Genomic DNA, 19,380 nt, shown 5'->3' with positions numbered 1-19,380 from the left:
GATGGATTTCTTCCACCGTTTGAAACACGACATTCCGTTCATGAGCTACGGCAAAATCACCACCTTGATTTCGCTGCTTACCTTCATCGCCGCCGTGTTTTTCCTCGTCACCAAAGGGCTCAACTACTCGGTTGAGTTTACCGGCGGCACCGTTATCGAAGTGCAATACACCCAACAGGGCGCCGACCCCAACCAAGTGCGTACCCGCCTGAACGAGCTCAAAATAGGTGAAGCCCAAGTGCAAAACCTGGGCACCAACAAGCAGCTGATGATCCGCCTGCCCAACCGCCAAGACATGACCTCTGCCCAACTATCCAACAACGTACTGGAACTGCTGCGCAAAGACCATGCCGACGCCAGCCTGCGCAAGGTTGAATTCATCGGCCCGCAAGTGGGTGAAGAGCTGGTTACCCATGGCCTGTTGGCCTTGGGCATGGTGGTGGTCGGCATCATCATCTACCTCTCCGTGCGCTTCGAATGGCGCTTTGCCGTATCCGCCATCATCGCCAATATGCATGACGTGGTGGTGATTCTCGGCTGCTTTGCCCTGTTTCAATGGGAGTTTTCGCTCACCGTGCTGGCCGGCATCCTGGCCGTGCTCGGCTATTCGGTGAACGAATCGGTGGTGGTGTTCGACCGTATCCGCGAAAATATCCATAAACCCGCTATGCGCGGCAAAACCATCCCGCAGATTATCAATAACGCCATTACCGCCACCATGAGCCGTACCATCATCACCCACGGCTCCACCGAAGCCATGGTGGTATCCATGCTGGTATTCGGCGGTGCCGCCCTGCACGGCTTTGCCATCGCGCTCACTATCGGCATCGTGTTCGGCATCTACTCCTCTGTACTGGTAGCCAGCCCGCTACTCCTCTTCTTTGGCCTCACTCGCGAAAACATCCACAAACCGCAGAAGCAGAAAGAAGAAGCCGTAGTGTAAGCAGCTGCTCATATCCACAACAGGCATCAAAACGGCATAGGCTACCTGAAACCCTAGTAGACTTTCAGGTAGCCTTATTCAACATAGCATCTTAACAGCCGAGATACATTTTCCTATCTGAAGCAATAAACCAAAGGCTATACGGCAACAACCACAGTACAAAAGGCTACTGAAAGTGTCAGCTCCAACAAAGTTAAAACGCAGAGCAACATAGTTTCCGTGAAGCTAAAATTTCAGGTAGCCTTCATTTAAATAATGTGGCTATAACATTTATTTGAGTTGCGAAGCTGCGGCCGCATGTTGCACACATTCGGCCTGCGCACCCAACCAGCCGGCAGCCAAGGAGCAACCATTCTGCTCCAGCCAAAAATAACCGCCACCAGCCACCAAGGCCACCACCAAACGGATACCCAAGTTCGAGCCAAAGGTATCCACTACAAACATCATCAGCGAAGCCCAAGCCCAAACTAAGCCCCACTGCAAAGCCCATACCGTATCCGTGTTGGGCATCTGCCACTGCATAAACCCATTGGCCACAATAGCGATAATGGCAAAAAACAGCCCCTCCAACAATACGCTTGGCTCACGCTCGCCCATCCAAAGGCACCAAAATCCCAATATAAACGCTATCAACATTTTTGTTTTCCCTTTCCAGCGGTGTTGCTTCCAAAAGTAATATTTATCGGTTCCCCCAACAATCCGCCATGCAGGCAAACCATCGGGTTGAGTTATCCGTTTATTTTACCCTTATATACAAATTCCTGACAATTCCTAAATTCCATTATCCATCGGCTTACAAACCTAGTTGTACCATTGCGTGCAAACACACCAATCCCACTGCCGACACTTGCTGAAATACGGCCAAATGCTTCATTTTGATACACAACAAACAGCAATCCTTAACCCATTTCATCTATAATACAACCACCCACCATCGAGACCGCACACCATGAGCATCTACGCCCTTAAACCCAAATTCCAAAACCTGCTGCGCCCGCTGGTGCGGTGGTTGTATCAGAAAGGGGGAACGGCCAATCAGGTAACTGTGTTTGCCTGTGCAATATCCATTGCGGTCGGGCTGCTGCTGTCGCTCGGCGCGCAGGTTCCTGCTTTGTTTTGGCTGTTGCCCGTGTGGCTGTTTGTCCGCATGGCGTTGAATGCGGTAGACGGGATGCTGGCGCGCGAGTTCGGTCAGCAGTCGGCATTGGGCGGTTATCTGAACGAAATCACCGATGTTGCCGCCGATGCCGCGCTGTATCTGCCTTTCGCCGTTATCGCCCCGTTTGACGGCGCACAAGTCGGCCTGTTTGTCTGGCTGGCGGCGATGACGGAATTTTGCGGCGTGTTGGGGCAGGTACACGGCAACGGGCGGCGTTATGACGGCCCGTTCGGCAAGAGCGACCGCGCGTTCTTTATCGGCGTACTGGCGGTGTGGTATGCGGTAGCGGGCAGCTTCCATGCGGTTTTCTACGTCGTCATGTGGCTGGCTTGCGCGGCATTGGTTTACACCTGCTATAAGCGTATTATCAACGGCTTAAAGGCTACCTGAAAATCCAATTATGAAAAAAGTATTCAATGCGTGGACAGTGTTTTTGCTGCTATTTATCGCCATTTGCACTTATCGCCTCGCCGGGAAAACCGGTTGGCACAGCAAAGGGTTGTGGCTGGGTACTGCCGTCTGTGTGGGCTTAGTCTTCTTAGATGCCTATTTAGAAGCCGTGCGGGAAAGCGGGCAATACAGCCGCTTTGAGCGCTGTGTTACCAAAATCTGGGCTTGTTTTGCCGTAGTTTTTTTCAGCACCGCCGCACTCGTCTTTGCCGGGGCAACTGTTTGGTTGCTGGTGATGGCCGTGCAGTCCATCCCGCGTTCGATTCCAGCCGCCGTGCTGATGTTTATGCTATCCTTCGCAACCGCCCTGTTTGTGATTGTGATGCTGAAACACCTTCAAAGGAATTTGAATTATTGATTTTTTCAGGTAGCCTCCCATACAAGATACCTGAAAGCCACCCAATAAAATTAAAATCGGTCAACATTTATCCCATACATCAACCCCTATGCAAAAATCCTTCCCCATCATCCCCCTCTTCCTCGCCGTTTTCATTGCCGCACTCATCGTCTGGTCGGGCATCAACCCGTCCGACCGCGCCGTTTGGTATGCCGAAATCATCCCCGTTTCCACCGTATTTGTCGCGCTTATCGCCACTTACCGCCGCTTCCGTTTTAGCAATTTGGCTTATATATTCATGAGCTTCTGGCTGATTATGCACACCATCGGCGCGCACTACACCTTCGCCGACGTGCCCTTCGACTGGGCAAACCGCCTGCTTGCGCCGTTTTTAGGCGAAAACCGCAATCATTTCGACCGCGTCGGCCACTACATTATCGGTTTCTACGCCTATCCGATGGCGGAATGGCTGTTGCGCCGCAAACTCTGCCGCCCTACCCTTGCCCTGTTTTTCTCTTTGTTCTTCATCATGAGCGTGGCGGCGGCTTACGAAGTCATCGAATGGCAGTATGCGGTGATTGACGGCGGCGAAGCGGGGCTGGAGGTGCTCGGTTCGCAAGGCGATATTTGGGATGCGCAAAAAGACATACTCGCCGATACGCTGGGCGCGCTGACTTCCTTGCTTATCTTTCTGTTTACCCGGCCAGATAAACGTTTGGGCAGCCAATCTTAACTGTTAAAGGCTACCTGAAAACGCATCAAACCGATTTTCAGGTAGCCTCTTTAAAATGTATTTCACCAAGGAGTACACATATGCAGGAACAGCAAAAACACTTCGCCACCCAAGACGGTACCGAACTTTTCTACCGCTACCGCCCCGCTGCCGACGGTTCGACCGATAAAGCCATCGTGCTGTTCCACCGCGGCCACGAGCATTCCGGCCGAATGATATTTGTTGCCGACGAACTCGGTTTCGACGATTTTTCCTATTTCGCATGGGACGCGCGCGGTCATGGACCCAGCCCCGGCGAACGCGGCGACAGCCCCAGCATCGGCACTTCCGTTGCCGACGTGGACGACTTTATCCGCCACATCCAAAGCGAATACGGCATCAAACCCGAAAACATCTGCGTGATCGCGCAAAGCGTCGGCGCAGTATTGGTTTCCACTTGGTTGCACGACTACGCGCCGAAAATCCGCTGCGCCGTATTGGCATCACCCGCCTTCAAAGTCAAACTCTACGTCCCTTTTGCCCGCACCGGTCTGAAAATCATGCAGAAATGGCGCGGCAATTTCTTTGTCAACAGCTACGTCAAAGCCCATTACCTGACGCACAACAAAGAACGCCAAACCAGCTACGACAACGATCCGCTGATTACCCGCGCCATTTCCGTGCGTATTCTGCTCGGTTTGTATGAGGCCGCCGAACGCGTGGTCGCCGACGCGCAGGCAATTACTACGCCTGTTCAGCTTTTGATTTCGGGCAGCGACTGGGTGGTTCATCACAAACCGCAACACGATTTCTACAACCGTTTAGGCAGCCGCATCAAAGAACGTCATGTTCTGGATGGTTTCTATCACGATACCTTAGGCGAGCAAAACCGTGAAATCGCCTTCGTCGAAATGCGCCGCTTTATCCGCGAACGTTTCAATCAGCCTTTCTATCAAGTCGATTTGACCCAAGCCCATTTACACGGAGAAAGCCGTCGCGAAGCCGACGAATTGGCAACACCTTTGTCTATTTGTTCGCCGCGTGGCGCATTTTGGGCGGTTTACCGTGCCTCCCTCGACCTTGGCGCGCGTTGGAGCGAAGGTTTGAAAATCGGCAAGGAAACCGGCTACGACTCAGGCAGCACGCTGGATTATGTGTACCGCAACCAGCCGCAGGGCAGCAACGCCTTTGGTGTGGCGGTGGACAAACACTATCTCAACGCCATCGGCTGGCGCGGCATCCGCCAACGTAAAATCAATATCGGCAAAGCGATTCAGACGGCCTCTGCCAAGCTGCGCGAAGCGGGCAAACCTGTACACGTTCTCGATATTGCCTCGGGGCATGGACGCTATGTGCTTGATGCGTTGACTGCTGACACGCTGCCCGATTCTGTGCGTTTGCGCGATTACAGCCCGATTAACGTCGAAGTCGGCCGCAGGCTGATTGCCGAACGCGGTCTGCAAGACACGGTTACTTTCGACGAAGTGAATGCCTACGACCGCGCCAACTATCAGGATTTGCAACCGCGTCCCACGCTCGGCATCGTTTCCGGTCTGCATGAATTGTTTGCCGACAACGATTTGATTTTGAACTCGCTCTACGGCTTCGGCGATGCGATTGAAACAGGCGGCTACTTGATTTACACCGGACAGCCGTGGCATCCGCAGCTCGAAATGATTGCCCGCGCGCTGACCAGCCACAAGGCAGGCAGCCCGAACTGGGTAATGCGCCGCCGCAGCCAGCAGGAAATGGATCAGCTGGTTGAACAAGCCGGTTTTGAAAAAGTCCGCCAATGGATAGATGAATACGGTATTTTCACCGTGAGCCTGGCGGTGAAAAAATAAAATAAGAGAAGGCCGCCTGAAAATCAGACGGCCTTTTATCGAAAAATCTTAGTTGCTGGCGTTCACAGGTGAGCAGTTTTTCACCACGAAACGGCCGCCAGGAGCGGTCAAACCCACCACGTCGGAGGTGGTGTGGGTGTTTTTGTCGATGTAGCCGGCAGACAGAGAGTAGCCGCGACGGTTGGTAAAGGTGGTACCGGTGCTGTCGGACTGTCTTCTGTTATAAGCCAGGTTTACCTGCGTACCGGCGGCATTAACCGCAGCGCTTACCGGCTTGCCTTGGCGGTTGAACTCATACAACACATTCAACTGTTTGCCGTTGTCGCAGGTGTAGGAAACCATGCCGCCAGGCGCAGCCGCAGCACTCAGGGAAACGGCAGCCAGTGCAGCCGCAGTAACAACAGATAATAGTTTCATAATGGTTATGACTCCTAATTGAGTATCAAGAAATTTTTCAGGTAGCCTCAAGCCGCCTGTGTTGTTCTAAAGCAAATGAATAATCTGCCCAAACAGCAGGCAGTATTGTAGTCTTCCGGCAAAAATATTCAACCAATGCAATAGTAAAATAATATCATACCTCTAAGTATGACAAATTAACTTAATTTCTGCTGCATTGTTGGCATGCCTTGTATTGAAAGCGGATTTCATCTGATTTACATTGAATATTTACAATCCTCTCCATGAAACCCACCCTGAAAACCTCACTGTTCAAGCTTGTTTTGGTCGGCGTGCTGTTCTACACAAGCTATGGCTTGTCCAACCATTACGCGGCATCGCTAGCCTATGTGCCGGAAATCGCTTTTGCATGGGAACATGGCATTCCGTTTTGGGCGTGGACGATTGTGCCTTATTGGTCGCTGAATTTGGTGTATGCGGTGACATTTTTCCTTTGCCGAGATGCGAGTGAACAAAACCGTTACGTTGCACGGCTGGTGGCAGCACAAATTGTTGCTACCACTTGCTTCATGCTGTTCCCGCTGCATTTCAGCTGGCCGAAGCCGCCTACTGACGGGTTGTCGGGTTGGCTGCTTGACTCGTTGGTAGCATTTGATTTGCCGTACAACCAAGCGCCATCGCTGCATATTGCATTGGCGGTGATCGTCGGTGCGTTTTATTCGCGGTTTCCCAAAATCCGTTTGCTGCTTTTGCTGTGGCAGAGCCTGATTGCCTTGTCGGTGCTGACGACTTACCAACACCATTTTATCGACGTGCCAACCGGCGCGCTGCTGGGCTGGCTGGTGTTGTGGGCCATACCGCAACGCGGCGTATCTCCTTTCAGTGAACGAAGTCTGTCTGTAGCACAGCCAGACGGTCAAACAAGCTACCTGAAAACGATGTCTTGCGAAGCAAGGCTGAGTTTCTGCAAAGCTAAAACTTCCCCTGAAACACATTCCCGCAAAATCAAAATCGCCATGCTGTATCTGGCGGGCGCGGTATTGTCGGCTCTGCCATCCTTTTTCGGCGGCGCGTGGTTGTGGACTTTGTGGGTTAGTGTGTCGTTATCGGTGGTCGCTTTCGCCTATTTGACCGGCAACGCGGCGGTGCTCCAAAAACAGGCAGACGGCAAGCTGTCGGCGGCGGCAACGGTTTTGCTGCTGCCTTATCTGGCTGGCGTGCGGTTGAACATGGCGTACTGGCTACGCGGCAAAGCGAAGGCGGCACGCGTGCGTGATGATGTGTTGATTGGCAGCGTATTAGGGGTTTCAGACGACCTCCCCGCTGTATTGGACGTATGCGCCGAATATCCCCGCCCTCGTTATCGCGGCGCATACCGCGCTCTGCCATTATTGGATATGGTTGCGCCATCTGAAAACAATTTGATGCAGGCGGCTTCGCTACTGGAAGAATTGCGTCGGCAACATGGCAAGGTTCTGGCCTGTTGCGCACTGGGCTACGGACGCAGCGCGGCAGCGGTGCTCACTTGGCTGCTAGCCTATGGCGGCTGCCGAGATTTGGCACAGGCAACGGCAGAACTGAAACAGGCTCGCCCGCAAATGGTGTTGCCGCCGGAAACGGCAACGGCAGTAGAAGCGGCGGCAGGCTACCTGAAAAACTTCGGCGCAGATCAAAAGGAAACCCCATGAACACGACACCAACAACCGACAGCCTGATTACTGCCCGCCTACTCGCCACCGCCCGCTATACCGCTGTTTTCAATGCCTTGCTACTGGCTTTATCGGCACAACAGGGCAGTGCGTGGTCAGCGGTGCAGCTGATTTTGACGGCAGCGCTGTTATACTGCCACATCCGCATCGAGTTCGACCGCCGCGTGTTCCAAGATTTAGCCGAAGGGCGCTACACGCCCGAAGCCTTCGACCAAACTTTGCGGCAAACCAGCTTGCGCCGCGTTGCAGACAGCCGCGATATGCCGCAACGTGTATCGGGCGCACTCGCCTTATGGCGCAAAAGCTTGTATCTAACCGCTGCACAATCATCAATATTCCTGACCCAACTCCTCTGATGCCATGAAAAACTTTCTTAAAAAACAACTTGCCTGGCTAACCGACCAAGCATTGTATCTGTCGGTATCCTTCCTCACCGGGGTTCAGCCCAAAAGTCCGCACGAGCTGGCGTTCGATCCACAGCAAAAAGTGTATTACGCCAATCACGGCAGCCACGGCGATTTCTTGCTGGTGTGGATTTCCCTGCCACGACGCTGGCGGCTTTCCGCGCGCCCCGTGGCCGGCTCGGATTACTGGCTGACCAACAAACTCAAACGCTTCATCATCCAAAACGTCTTCAACGCGCTCTTGATTCCGCGCCACAGCGACAATCCGCAGTTGATTACCGAGCAAATGAACCATGCGCTCCAAGCGGGCGATTCGCTGATTATATTCCCCGAAGGCACGCGCAACACAGACGAAAACGAAATCCTGCTTCCATTCAAATCAGGCATTTACCACCTAGCCAAGAGCAAACCGGATACCGAATTTGTGCCGATATGGATCGACAACATCAACCGCGTCCTGCCCAAAGGCAAAGTGCTGCCCGTGCCGCTGTTGTGCGAAGTCCACATCGGCGAACCGCTGACCCTACGCGAAGATGAAGACAAAGAAGCCTTCCTCGCCCGCAGCCGTGAAGCCCTGCTGGCTTGTAATCAGGGGGTCGCGAGTTCGATTCCTGCCGCCGGCACCAAATCCCAAACAGGCTACCTTTTCAGGTAGCCTGTTTTACTTACTGCCATACGTACGCCCTTCAAACTCAATATCTCTCTCTGTGGGAGCTGCCGTCTGCCCATGCCGGCGATATTCCCAGCCCATGTATCGATACCGCCCTCCGGCAACATCCGTGTATTCACCTATTCAGACTATACCATGGCACCGAATGTGGATATGTGGGCGATCACGTTTCAAAAGGCAACGACTTCATCGTGGTAAACGACTTGGCCGACGGCTTGAGCATCCGCTTCTCTGATTTGGCTCAAACCGATTTAACAGAAAAGCTGCTGGGCATCGTTGAAACACCAAGGCTACCTGAAACACCATAGCCAAACAAAGCAGGCACAACCGCAAAGTTGTGCCTGCTTGTTTATCCACCGCACCGAATTAACGGGCAGGAGAGCAATCCTTATACAGCATTTGGCCGTTGGGCGCACTCACGATGATGTCTTGGCTGCGGTAGTTGGCCGAATCCATGGCATTGGTAGTCAGGCGGTAGCCGTTGGCGCTGAATACGGTGTCCACATTGTCGGAAGCCGACAGGTTATACGGCAAACGCAGATTGCGGTTGTTCACTCTCAGCTCGGCGCTAGTAGGCACGCCGGCGGAATTGAAGTGGTAATTCACATTCAAGCGGCGGCCTTGCTGGCAAACGTAGGCCACACTGCCGCTACGGGCTGCGGCGGGCGGCACTTGGCGGGCAGGCTCGTTGTGCCGTGGATTACAGTCTTTATACAGGAATTCGCTGCGCGGCGAGAGGATGCTGATGCCTTCTTCACTGCGGTAGTTGTTGACGGTGAGCACCGGGCCGGTCAGGTTGTAGCCGGCACGGTCTTTAAACGCTGTGCCCGTGCTGTCAGAGCGGCGCGCATCGAAAGCCATGTTGCGGTTGCTGCCGTTGAGGCGGGCGCGCGCAGACACGGGTTTGCCACGGCTGTTGAACTGATAGCTCACATCCACCTGTTTGCCTTGTTGGCAGACATAAGACACTGTGCCGCCAGCAGCAAATGCCGGAGCAGCGATGCCCACGGCCAAAGCAGCTAATGCAGTAGATTGCCAAAACTTCATTTTCAAACTCCCTTCACGTTGGAATGAATAGTGGATTAAAATGAGAATGGGACAAGGCGGCGAGCCGCAGACAGTACAGGTAGTACGGCAAGGCGAGTCAACGCAGTAGCGTTCTCATTTAATTCACTATAATCGGTATTCTCTAGGCGGATTGGCCTTTTATTTGGCCAAAACCCAATGCAGAACATTGGGTGCATTGTAACAAACCGTTTTTTTAATCTACTGTTAGCCCTAGGTTAAAATTTGTAGCGACTGTGTGGGTAAATCGTTTTTCAAGTAGCCCGGAATCAGGGGTAAAGGCTACCTGAAAAAACAGCCATATCCAGCTGCTATTTCATTTTCAGGTAGCTTCAACACCCGAGGCACCAAGCTCAATCCACGTTCACCATCACCAGCTGCATCCGGCAAGCGCTCACTGCGCTCAACGCATGGCGTTCGTTCGGGGCAAGATACACCACATCTCCCGCATGCAGGATTTCGTGGCGCGCGCCGATGGAGAAATCCATCTCGCCTTCCAGCAGGGTAACCACCACGGCCTTGGTAGAGGTGTGCTCGGTGAGCACTTGGCCGGCATCAAGCGTGAAAGCCACCACACGCAGCAAGTCGTTATTCAGCACAGTGCGCGAAGTGGTGGCCTGCTCGCTCACGGGCAACGCCTGGTTCAGGCCAAGTTTGAATAGGGATTCGGATACAGAGGTAACAGCAGTTGCAGACATCAGATTGCTCCTTAATTTGTTTAACGAGTGGGAGAAAAATCCAGCCGGCAGGGTTTGATTGGATATTTTATTATTGTTTGAAATGGTTAGCCGCTTAATGCAGGTTAGATGACAGCAAACTTACTTAAGATGAAACCATCATAACATATTTTCAGGTAGCCTTCCCACTGCCCGGCAGGCTACCTGAAACCCCTCAAATAGTTTACACTTCACCATTGATATCCATTCCCGCCCGCATGACGAAAGGCCTAGCTTCATGAAACTGTTTTCGCTCATCATCAAACTGCTGCTTTTAGCGGTTTTTATCGTTTTAGCCGCATTCAACACCCATCTCGTCAACTTCAGTTATCTGCCCGGCAGCGAAATCAGCCTACCGCTGATTCTGCTGCTCTTGGCGTTTTTCGTTATCGGCGCAGTGTTCGGCGTGTTTTCCATGTTTGGCCGCCTGCTCTCCTTGCGTCATGAAAACAACCGCCTGCGCAACGAAATACGCAAAAACGCCCGGATCGCGCAGGAGCAGCTGCAAACCCCCGCGCCCGCCGATGCCGCCCAGCCTGTGCCCGACGCCGCCCCGGTAAAGGAATAGGCACATGGACGGCAATATTTGGTGGTGGCTCACTCCGATTATCCTGCTGCCCGTCTTCTTTGCCATGGGCTGGTTTGCCGCCCGGGTAGACATGAAAGCCGTGCTCAAGCAGGCCAAATCCGTGCCCACCGCGTTTTACGCCAGCCTGGATGCCTTGATAGACCGCAACCTCGGCAGCGCCGCCCGCCACCTGGCCGACATGACCGACTTGCTGCCCGCCGGCGACAACACCTACGAGCTGCACCTCACCCTAGGCAAACTCTACCGCCAGCGCGGCGAAAACGATAAAGCCATCCGCCTGCACCAAGCCCTGCTCGAGGCGCCAGAAACCGTGGGCGAAAAGCGCAACCAAGTGCTGTTTGAGCTTGGGCAAGACTACCAAAGCGCCGGCCTGGTAGACCGCGCCGAGCAGATTTTCCTCGGTCTGCAACAAGGCAATATGGCCGCCCAAGCCCGCCAAGTGCTGCTGAATATCTACCAGCAAGACCGCGATTGGGCCAAAGCCATCGACACCGCCCAGCTGCTCAGCCACGACGAACAAACCTACCGCTTCGAAATCGCCCAATTCCACTGCGAGCTGGCACAAGCCGCCCTGTTTAAATCCGACTTCGAGCAAGCCCGTACCAATATTGCCAAAGCATTGGACGCCAACCGCAAATGTGCCCGCGCCAACATGATTCTCGGCGATTTGGAGCAAAAGCTGGGCAACTACCCCGCCGCCGTGGCCGCCTACATCGCCATCGAAAAACAAAACCATGCTTACTTGAGCATGGTGGGCGAAAAACTGTATGACGCATACGATGCCCAAGGCGAAGCCGCCGCCGGCCTCGCCGTACTCACAGGCTACCTGAAAACCTTCCCCCAGCTTGATTTAATCAATGTGGTATACGAAAAATCGCTGCTGCTCTACGGCGAAGAAAAAGCGGCCGAAACCGCCGTTGAACTCGTGCGCCAAAAGCCCGACCTCGGCGGCGTATACCGCCTGCTCGGCCTGCGCCTGAACAACCTCGACCCCGCCTGGAAGAGCGATGCCGACATGATGCGCGGCGTAATCGGGCGCACCCTGCAGAAAAACGTGATGTACCGCTGCCGCCACTGCCACTTCAAATCGCAAGTGTTCTTCTGGCACTGCCCCGCCTGCAACAAATGGGAGACCTTTACACCCAACAAAATTGAAGTTTAGCTTCACCGAAATTTAGTTTCACCGTAGTACCGTAGTTTAGTTCCACCGTAGTTTAGTTCCACCGTAGTACCGTAGTTTAGTTCCATCGTAGTTTAGTTCTAAAGGAGAAATAAAATGTCCAATAATATGATGACCATCAACCAAATGTACCGCATGCTCCACGTGTGGACACACCGCATCCGCCACAGCGACCGTTTTATCGAACGTTACAGCGGTGCCCAACGCGCCCTACTCGCCTACCTCAGCCTCGACCTTCTGATGGAAGACGACGGCTTCGTGCTGCTGATTGCCGATGGCCGAGGCGAACATGCCCTCTCCCACGAAACCGCTGAATACCTGCGCCAATGGGGCGTTTGCGATACTCCCAACATCATCGACCGCGCCCGTGCCCTTTACCAACAGCACGGCGCCGCCATCCAAGCCGCCGCCCAAAATGGCAGCAGCATTGAAGAGTTGCGCGCGCAATTCCCCCAGTTCGACGAGCTCGATGCCGACTACTGCCTGGTATCGGAAGACGACTTCTGCACCGTCTGCCCCTATATCCGCCGCCACCCAGTAGAATTCGCCGAGCTCACTGCCGCAGCTGGAGAAAGCGGCAGCCCCATGCCCCCGCTTGATGCTTAATTTTAAAGGCTACCTGAAACCTATTTCTTAGCAACACGGCTTTCAGGTAGCCTTTTTCTATTTCAACCCCATCCGCTCCTATTTCTATGAATCCCCTTATCCTCGACTCCGCTCCGCCCGCCCGCCGCACCCCCGTTATCGTCGCCCTCGACTTTGCCAACGAAGCCGACACCCTCGCCTTCGTGCGCCGCTTAAGCCCCGATTTGTGCCGCCTCAAAATCGGTAAAGAGCTGTTTACCGCCACCGGCCGGCGTCTGGCCGAAGCCCTAATCAACCAAGGCTTCCAACTCTTCCTCGACCTCAAATACCACGATATCCCCAACACCGTGGCCGCTGCCTGCCGCGTGGCCGCCGACATGGGCGTGTGGATGGTGGATATGCACACATCAGGCGGCCGCCGCATGATGGAAGCCGCCGCCGAAGCCGTGGCCAACCACCGCCAACGCCCCCTGCTCATCGGCGTCACCATCCTCACCAGCATGGAACAGGCCGACCTCAACGAACTCGGCCTCACCGACCCCATCGCCGATTGGGCATCCCGCTGGGCCGCCCTGGCGCAGCAATCCGGCCTCGACGGCGTGGTCTGCTCCCCACACGAAGCCGCCACCCTGCGCCGGCAGCGCGGCAGCGAATTTGTGCTGGTTACGCCCGGCATCCGTCCCAACCCCGGCGGCAATCAAGACGACCAGCGCCGCATCATGACCCCCGCCCAAGCCCTCGAGGCCGGCAGCAGCTATCTCGTGATGGGCCGCCCCATCACCCAAGCGCCCAACCCCACCGCCATGCTGTCCGAAATCAACCGCCTGGCCAATCCTGCCGACTAAACAGCCAATCGCAATCAGGCTACCTGAAAACGAATCCCGTTTTAACTTCGTTGAAGTTCGCTTTCAGGTAGCCTCCATTCATTTCGCCGCCAACGCCCCCTTCCCAGCCACTTGCCGCCGACTGACAAACCCGCCGTTTTCTTGTACAATCCGCTTCTTATTTCGTCAAAATCCGTAAACCTTGATAGCGGATTAGCACATTTTCGATACAAGGCGGCGAGCCGCAGATAGTACAGGTAGTACGGCAAGGCGGGCCAACGTCGTAGCAAAAGTTAAGTTAATTCGCCATACCGCAGCAGAGCAAAGATTTCCATGAACAGCGAAACCGGCCTTATTCAACTGTTTTCCCAACATTTTCCGATTATCTACGAATATCGCCAAATGTTCTTCTTCGGCATGCTGGCCACCATCGGCATCGCCGCCGCCTCCACCTTTTTCGGCATGATTCTGGGCTTGTGCAACGCCCTGATCCGCGTGATTCGAATCGAAAAAGGCAACATCGTTACCAAAGGCCTGCTGTGGCTGCTGCAACAATGCTCGCGCCTCTACGTTACCCTATTCCGCGGCACACCGATGTTGGTGCAGATTTTTATTTGGCACAACGTGTGGTCTCCCCTTTTGGTGCACCAGCAAAACGGCCTGTTGATCAGCGGCGATTTGGCTGTTTACCTGCGCCAAAACTATGCCCCGCTGGTGGCCGGTATCTTGGCACTTTCCTTCAACTCCGGTGCCTACATCACCGAAGTGTTCCGCTCCGGCATCAAATCGATCGACCGCGGCCAAATGGAAGCCGCCCGCTCGCTCGGTTTGAGCTACGGCCAAGCCATGCGCTACATCATCCTACCGCAAACCCTGCGCCGCATGCTCGGCCCATTGGGCAACGAGTTCATCACCCTGCTCAAAGACAGCTCGCTTTTGGCCACCATCGCCGTAGCCGAGCTCACCTATGTCGCCAAGAGCGCGGCCGGCCGCTATTATGTGTATGAAGAGCCATATTACTTCATCGCCTTGGTTTACCTGATGCTTACCATGGCACTGGCCTGGTTCTTCGCCCGCTTGGAGAAAAAATACAATACCGACGGCAACCGTTAACCGTCTGTTTCCAGCAACCAAAAGGCTACCTGAAAATTTCAGGTAGCCTTTTTATAGTGGATTAAAATAAAAATGAGGCAAGGCGGCAACGCCCGCCGTGTACGGGTAGTACATAAGGGCGTTGGCAACGCCGTATCATCGCAATTTTAATCCACTAGACCTCTTGCGAAAATATTCATCCCATCGCATTAACCAGTCCTGCAATCAGATTTGCCCTTAACCCGAACCGTTTCCGCCTGTTGCGGTAAGGCAGCGACAATATTTTGAATATCTTCAGTTTCCTGTTGATGTGCTCGACGACGGTTCTGAGTTTGCCTAACCGCCTGTTCGCCTCTTTATCCTGTTTATTCAGCGGATGATATTTGGATTTCTTTTTCGGGGTCTGTAATCCGGTCTTGGCCAATCCTTGATAACCCTTATCCGCAATGACCATTTTGTAGGGATAAAGCCCTGTAAAGTGCCTCCTGGCTAAACGCATGTTGTGCTGAGCACCCATCCCCGTCCGGATGCTGATGATTTTTTCGGTTTCTCTGCCGTATACGACCTGGATTTTAACCGTGTGCCGCTTTTTCTTGCCGCTGTAATACTGCCGCTGTTTTTTTGGGACGTTCAATCGGGCTTTCGGTCACGTCAATAATGACCGTTTGGTCGGCCGGATTCTTGTGCTTTGGCAGGGAAAAACGTTTGCAACGGATGAGGGCGTCCCCGGTTTTACGGATGGTGCGGCAGACATTACTTTCGGAAAGGCCGTAGATGGCGGCCAATTCGAGTTGGGTATGGTAATGGCGCAGATAGCTCAGGGTAAGCAGCAGTTGGTCTGCCAAACCGAGCGTATGCGGCCTGCCTGACTGGATCTTCCGGCTTTCTGCTTCTGTGATGACTTGCAGCATTTCGTGAAAAAGGACGGGCGTTACACCTGTGAGCCGTTTGAATTCCCTGTCGCTTCTTTGGGTGAGGTTTTCATATTTCATACGGGGATTGTAAATCTTCAGGATATTTTCGCAAGAGGTCTACTATATCTGTACTGTCTGCGGCTCGCCGCCTTGTCCTGATTTTTGTTAATCCACTATATCATTTGCAGCGCTTACTCTGCGGGCAAAAACCGATCTACTCCGTTTTCACACCACACCAACTTCTGCTCCTGAGCGGCGGCCAGCAGGCGGTCGTTTTCCGGCAGGGCGGCGCGTTCGGCTTCGGGGTGGTAGAGGTGGTAGGCCACGGCGGCGAATTTCAGGTTGGCGCGTTGGCCGCCGTTGTTGAAAAAGCGGGCGACAAATTCGCTGTCTTCACGCCCCCAGCCGACAAAATCGCTGTTGAAGCCGTTGATTTTCAGCGCGTCTTCGCGGAAGAAAGCCATATTGCAGCCGCGGATGCCGTGGAAATCATCGCGGGTTTCGCGGCGCAGGATGCGTTTGGACAGCCACGGCAGGCGGCAGGCGGAGAAGCGTTTTTCAAAACGTTTTTCCAAGCCCTTTTCATACCATTTGAGCACGCGGTAGCTTGAAGGGTTGTCCAGCAGCTCGTTGGTTTTCTCGGGCGTGAGGATCACGCGGCTGCCCTGCACAAACAGGCCTTTTTTCGCGGCGTGTTTGTGGTCGGCGATAAATTCGGGATGCAGCACCATATCGCCGTCGATAATCACGATATAGTCGCTGCCCGCCTGCGCCAAGGCGCGGTTGCGCGATTCGGCCAGGCGGAAACCGTCGTCGGGCTGCCAGGCGTGCAACAGCGGCACGGGGAACTGCGCCCGATAGCGTTCAACCACGGCACGGGTATCGTCGCGCGAGCCGTCGTCGGCCACAATCACTTCCTGCGGCAACACGCGCTGCGCCAGCACCGAACGCAACACGGCTTCCAGCGCGTCTGGGCGGTTGTACGTGGTGATGATGAGCGACACGGTAAGCCGCTGGTTGGCCTCGTGCAGCTTGATGTATTTGTAGTAGGCACCGCTGGCGTTGGCAAAGGCAATCGTCCAGCCGTCGCCGCCGTCGAGCATGCCGCGTTTCAAAATATAGTTTTTGAAAAACGCCGCCGCACCATGCCCTACTGCGCTGAGCACCGAAGCGCGCCGTTTGAATTGCTGCTGCGCGGCAAACAAATCAGTGTAGTGCTGCATTTTGCTGATGAGGGCAGCAGCGCCGTCGAACGAATAATGCAGGAGCGGATGTTTTTCAGGTAGCCGCACCACGCTGCTGCCGGCCGGTTCGATCAGGGACTCATGCACTTGGTTGTCGTTGAAGCGCACGGTTTGGCGCTGGTAGAGGCGTTTCACCCAATCCGGATACCAGCCGCAGCTTTTGATGGGGCGGCCGCGATAATGGTTCAGGCGCGGCAGGGCGTAGATTTTGCCGCTGTCGCCCCAATCCAGCGCGCGGATGGCTTCCACTTGCTCGGGCGGCAGGATTTCGTCGCTGTCGATATTGAGCACCCAATCGTTACGCGCCAAACCGGCGGCCAGGTTTTTCATCGGGCCGAAGCCGATAAAGTCGTGATGATGTACCGCTACATTGGGGAAGCGGCGGGCAATATCGAGCGTGCCGTCGGTGGAGCCGTTGTCAAACACGATGATTTCGTCAAACTCGGCCAGCGCGGCCAAGCAGGCTTCCAAGTGCCGCTCGGCGTTTTTCACCAGCATGGTGATACTTACGGGAATGGGGGTCATAAGGACTCCTCTATTGAATGCGATTGAATGGCAAAGGCTACCTGAAAGCGAAGCTTCAACGCAGTTAAAATGAGTGAGGCGAGTTTCTGCGAAACTAAAATGAACTAAAGTGGCACTTCGCTCAAAACAAGGCTTCCGAAAGCAGCCGAGCCAAGGTTTCAGGTAGCCTCTAACGCCGTTTACGGGCAGGCACAGGCGTTTGGCCGGCGGCATACACCACAAATACGGTCGGCTGCTTGTGCAGGTCGGGCAGTTGCGGCTGTTTGCGCCATTCGCCTGCCGTCATGCTGATGATGCGCTGTTCCGACAGGGTGAGATTGCTGGCGGCGCACAGCAGGGTATCGGCTTGCAGCGCAGCCACGGCATCGGCCAGCAGGGCGTTGTTGCGATACGGGGTTTCGATAAAGATTTGGCTTTCGTTGCGGCGCTGCGAATCCTGCTCGATGGTTTTCAGGTAGCCTACCCGACCGGCAGAATCGGCGGGCAGATAGCCGCGGAAAGCAAACTGCTGGCCGTTGGCGCCGGAGGCCATCAGGGCGAGTATCAAGCTGGACGGCCCAACCAGCGGCCACACGACAAATCCGGCGCAATGCGCCAGTGCCACCAGCGCCGCGCCGGGGTCGGCCACCGCGGGGCAGCCGGCTTCGCTGAGCAAGCCCATGCTGCGGCCTTGGTGCAGCGGTTGCAGCAAATCGGGCAATTCGGCGGGCTCGGTGTGCTTGTTTAACGTGCGCAGGCTAAGCTCTTGCAGCGGGGCATTCAAGTCGAAATGGCGCAGGCAGGCGCGGGCAGTTTTCTCGCCTTCAACCACAAAGTCGGTGAGGCCGGCCAGCAGCTTTTGCTCGTGCGGCAGAAGGCAGGGGGTATCTGGGCTGCCTAGCGGAGTGGGGATAAGGAATAAAGTGGGTTGCATAGTTTTGTTGCTGGCTTAGAAAAGGCTACCTGAAAATTTGGTGGGCTATCTCTCACTATTCGGAAACTTGCTGGTGCGTTTTAGCTTCGGAGAAACTCGCCTCACTCATTTTAACTTCGTTGAAGCTTCACTTTCAGGTAACCTATGCCGTATCAAAGCGTTTCACGGTAGGCATCCAAATCGGCGGCGGTTTTGGTGGGGATAAATTGGGTGATTTGGTATTCAGCCAGTTTGGCTTGGTAAAACGGGTCTTCGGCAATCACAGCCTCGGCCTGTGCCCGATTGTCGGCACGCATGATAATCACGCCGCCGGTGCGCGGCTCTTTGCAGCCGGAAAGCAAAAACGTGCCGGCAGCATAGTGGCTGGCGAGATATTCGATGTGGGCGGGCAGACAAGCTTCAATTTCGGATAATGGTTTGATATAGCTTAGGGAAACGATAAACATAACTTGCCTTCTTGAGTCATTAAAACATTTTAAAGGAGCTACCTGAAATTTCAGGCAGCCTCAAGCTCACAAAACCGCCACCCCTTCGGCCTGCAAAAAATCAATCAACCGGAAAATCGGCAGGCCGATGAGGGCATTGGGATCGCTGCTATCGATGCGTTCAATCAGCGCCCCGCCCAAACCTTCGCTTTTCGCGCCGCCTGCGCAATAAACCGCATCCGGTTCGCGCTCCAGATAACGGGCGATTTGCTGCGCGGTAAGCGGGCGCATCTTCACCGTGGTGGTATCCACATGGCGGTGTAGGCTACCTGAAAACGTATTGAGCACACACAATGCGCTGTAAAAATGCAGCTCTCGGCCAGCGGTTTCAGCCAGCATTTGTTGTGCTTTCGCCACGTCCATCGGCTTGCCCAACTGCCGCTCGTTGCAGCAGGCCACTTGGTCGGCACCGATAATCAAATGCCGCGGGAAACGCACAGCCAACGCGCGGGCTTTGGCCTCGGCCAAGCGTTGGGCAGTTTGGCAGGGGGTTTCTCCGGGCAGCGGCGTTTCATCGCAATCAGGCGCGGCAGTGTCAAATTGCAGGCCAAGCTTGGCCAGCTGCTGCCGTCTGAACAGCGAAGAAGAAGCGAGGATAATCGGCGGAGCTGTGTTCATAAACCG

The 19,380-nt window shown here is 54.6% G+C and carries 23 protein-coding genes; 14 read left to right on the top strand and 9 right to left on the bottom strand.

The window, feature by feature from the left end:
• Position 1: 1 nt before the first annotated feature.
• Entirely contained in the window at positions 2 to 943 is a 942-nt protein-coding gene (gene secF / locus EZJ17_RS02280; protein WP_067441542.1) for a protein translocase subunit SecF, read from the top strand.
• A gap of 270 nt (positions 944 to 1,213) precedes the next feature.
• Here secF and EZJ17_RS02275 read toward each other — a convergent pair whose 3' ends face one another.
• On the bottom strand, positions 1,214 to 1,579 hold the full coding sequence (locus tag EZJ17_RS02275) for a diacylglyceryl transferase (RefSeq protein ID WP_067441539.1): 366 nt from the start codon (positions 1,577 to 1,579) through the stop codon (positions 1,214 to 1,216).
• Positions 1,580 to 1,892: 313 nt separating this feature from the next.
• Here EZJ17_RS02275 and EZJ17_RS02270 point away from each other — a divergent pair, with 313 nt between their 5' ends.
• From EZJ17_RS02270 to EZJ17_RS02255, 4 genes are all read left to right on the top strand, one after another.
• Positions 1,893 to 2,492: a CDP-alcohol phosphatidyltransferase family protein gene (locus tag EZJ17_RS02270; RefSeq protein WP_067441536.1), complete on the top strand. Its 600-nt coding sequence runs from the start codon at positions 1,893 to 1,895 to the stop codon at positions 2,490 to 2,492.
• Between the two features lie 10 nt (positions 2,493 to 2,502).
• On the top strand, positions 2,503 to 2,910 hold the full coding sequence (locus tag EZJ17_RS02265) for a hypothetical protein (RefSeq protein WP_067441533.1): 408 nt from the start codon (positions 2,503 to 2,505) through the stop codon (positions 2,908 to 2,910).
• A gap of 88 nt (positions 2,911 to 2,998) precedes the next feature.
• On the top strand, positions 2,999 to 3,622 hold the full coding sequence (locus tag EZJ17_RS02260; RefSeq protein WP_067441530.1) for a DUF2238 domain-containing protein: 624 nt from the start codon (positions 2,999 to 3,001) through the stop codon (positions 3,620 to 3,622).
• Positions 3,623 to 3,702: 80 nt separating this feature from the next.
• Positions 3,703 to 5,445, top strand: coding sequence for a bifunctional alpha/beta hydrolase/class I SAM-dependent methyltransferase (locus EZJ17_RS02255; protein ID WP_151086062.1), 1,743 nt, complete (start codon positions 3,703 to 3,705; stop codon positions 5,443 to 5,445).
• 48 nt (positions 5,446 to 5,493) lie between these two features.
• Here EZJ17_RS02255 and EZJ17_RS02250 read toward each other — a convergent pair whose 3' ends face one another.
• A complete protein-coding gene (locus EZJ17_RS02250; protein ID WP_023887916.1) occupies positions 5,494 to 5,862 on the bottom strand; it encodes an ACP-like domain-containing protein in 369 nt (122 codons plus the stop codon).
• Between the two features lie 263 nt (positions 5,863 to 6,125).
• Here EZJ17_RS02250 and EZJ17_RS02245 point away from each other — a divergent pair, with 263 nt between their 5' ends.
• The 4 genes from EZJ17_RS02245 (at position 6,126) to EZJ17_RS10240 (ending at position 8,932) form a co-directional block, all read left to right on the top strand.
• On the top strand, positions 6,126 to 7,529 hold the full coding sequence (locus EZJ17_RS02245) for a phosphatase PAP2/dual specificity phosphatase family protein (protein WP_151086059.1): 1,404 nt from the start codon (positions 6,126 to 6,128) through the stop codon (positions 7,527 to 7,529).
• Complete coding sequence (locus tag EZJ17_RS02240; protein ID WP_151086057.1) at positions 7,526 to 7,906, top strand: hypothetical protein; 381 nt, start codon at positions 7,526 to 7,528, stop codon at positions 7,904 to 7,906. Before EZJ17_RS02245 ends, EZJ17_RS02240 begins: the two co-directional genes overlap by 4 nt.
• Positions 7,907 to 7,910: 4 nt before the next feature.
• Positions 7,911 to 8,609: a lysophospholipid acyltransferase family protein gene (locus tag EZJ17_RS02235; RefSeq protein ID WP_231868052.1), complete on the top strand. Its 699-nt coding sequence runs from the start codon at positions 7,911 to 7,913 to the stop codon at positions 8,607 to 8,609.
• Positions 8,610 to 8,779: 170 nt separating this feature from the next.
• On the top strand, positions 8,780 to 8,932 hold the full coding sequence (locus EZJ17_RS10240; protein WP_156496442.1) for a hypothetical protein: 153 nt from the start codon (positions 8,780 to 8,782) through the stop codon (positions 8,930 to 8,932).
• A 58-nt stretch (positions 8,933 to 8,990) separates the two neighbouring features.
• Here the strand turns inward: EZJ17_RS10240 and EZJ17_RS02230 are convergent, their stop codons facing one another.
• Together EZJ17_RS02230 and EZJ17_RS02225 are read right to left on the bottom strand one after the other, a co-directional pair.
• Positions 8,991 to 9,671, bottom strand: a complete 681-nt coding sequence (locus EZJ17_RS02230; protein ID WP_151086054.1) for an ACP-like domain-containing protein — start codon at positions 9,669 to 9,671, stop codon at positions 8,991 to 8,993.
• Positions 9,672 to 10,042: 371 nt separating this feature from the next.
• Positions 10,043 to 10,387: a cupin domain-containing protein gene (locus tag EZJ17_RS02225; protein WP_067441515.1), complete on the bottom strand. Its 345-nt coding sequence runs from the start codon at positions 10,385 to 10,387 to the stop codon at positions 10,043 to 10,045.
• Between the two features lie 256 nt (positions 10,388 to 10,643).
• Between EZJ17_RS02225 and EZJ17_RS02220 the strand changes: the two genes are divergently transcribed.
• The 5 genes from EZJ17_RS02220 (at position 10,644) to EZJ17_RS02200 (ending at position 14,696) form a co-directional block, all read left to right on the top strand.
• Positions 10,644 to 10,973, top strand: coding sequence for a LapA family protein (locus EZJ17_RS02220; RefSeq protein WP_151086052.1), 330 nt, complete (start codon positions 10,644 to 10,646; stop codon positions 10,971 to 10,973).
• Positions 10,974 to 10,977: 4 nt separating this feature from the next.
• Positions 10,978 to 12,156, top strand: coding sequence for a lipopolysaccharide assembly protein LapB (gene lapB, locus EZJ17_RS02215; RefSeq protein ID WP_151086049.1), 1,179 nt, complete (start codon positions 10,978 to 10,980; stop codon positions 12,154 to 12,156).
• Positions 12,157 to 12,270: 114 nt separating this feature from the next.
• Positions 12,271 to 12,780: a DMP19 family protein gene (locus EZJ17_RS02210; protein WP_003824270.1), complete on the top strand. Its 510-nt coding sequence runs from the start codon at positions 12,271 to 12,273 to the stop codon at positions 12,778 to 12,780.
• An 86-nt stretch (positions 12,781 to 12,866) separates the two neighbouring features.
• Positions 12,867 to 13,604: an orotidine-5'-phosphate decarboxylase gene (pyrF, locus tag EZJ17_RS02205; RefSeq protein ID WP_151086046.1), complete on the top strand. Its 738-nt coding sequence runs from the start codon at positions 12,867 to 12,869 to the stop codon at positions 13,602 to 13,604.
• 312 nt (positions 13,605 to 13,916) lie between these two features.
• On the top strand, positions 13,917 to 14,696 hold the full coding sequence (locus EZJ17_RS02200) for an amino acid ABC transporter permease (protein ID WP_067441503.1): 780 nt from the start codon (positions 13,917 to 13,919) through the stop codon (positions 14,694 to 14,696).
• A gap of 175 nt (positions 14,697 to 14,871) precedes the next feature.
• Here the strand turns inward: EZJ17_RS02200 and EZJ17_RS02195 are convergent.
• The 5 genes from EZJ17_RS02195 to EZJ17_RS02175 form a co-directional block, all read right to left on the bottom strand.
• Positions 14,872 to 15,667 (bottom strand): IS5 family transposase gene (locus EZJ17_RS02195; RefSeq protein WP_151086044.1). Its coding sequence is split into 2 segments (ribosomal slippage): positions 14,872 to 15,300 and positions 15,302 to 15,667, totalling 795 coding nucleotides; the frame shifts between segments, so codons are not numbered across the junction.
• Between the two features lie 113 nt (positions 15,668 to 15,780).
• The gene (locus tag EZJ17_RS02190) at positions 15,781 to 17,358 is read right to left on the bottom strand and encodes a glycosyltransferase family 2 protein (RefSeq protein WP_067441494.1); all 1,578 of its coding nucleotides are present in this window, start codon (positions 17,356 to 17,358) and stop codon (positions 15,781 to 15,783) included.
• Between the two features lie 169 nt (positions 17,359 to 17,527).
• Positions 17,528 to 18,271 carry an SAM-dependent methyltransferase gene (locus EZJ17_RS02185; RefSeq protein WP_067441491.1) on the bottom strand — a complete coding sequence of 248 codons (744 nt, stop codon included), beginning with the start codon at positions 18,269 to 18,271 and terminating at the stop codon, positions 17,528 to 17,530.
• A 152-nt stretch (positions 18,272 to 18,423) separates the two neighbouring features.
• Complete coding sequence (locus EZJ17_RS02180; RefSeq protein ID WP_067441489.1) at positions 18,424 to 18,717, bottom strand: YciI family protein; 294 nt, start codon at positions 18,715 to 18,717, stop codon at positions 18,424 to 18,426.
• 66 nt (positions 18,718 to 18,783) lie between these two features.
• Positions 18,784 to 19,374, bottom strand: coding sequence for a Maf family protein (locus EZJ17_RS02175; RefSeq protein ID WP_067444002.1), 591 nt, complete (start codon positions 19,372 to 19,374; stop codon positions 18,784 to 18,786).
• Positions 19,375 to 19,380 lie beyond the last annotated feature (6 nt).

Origin of the sequence: Eikenella exigua (assembly GCF_008805035.1) — a bacterium.
GTDB classification, from domain to species: Bacteria; Pseudomonadota; Gammaproteobacteria; order Burkholderiales; family Neisseriaceae; genus Eikenella; species Eikenella exigua.
Note: the sequence above shows the minus strand (reverse complement) of the source record. Positions and strands in the feature narration are given on the sequence as shown.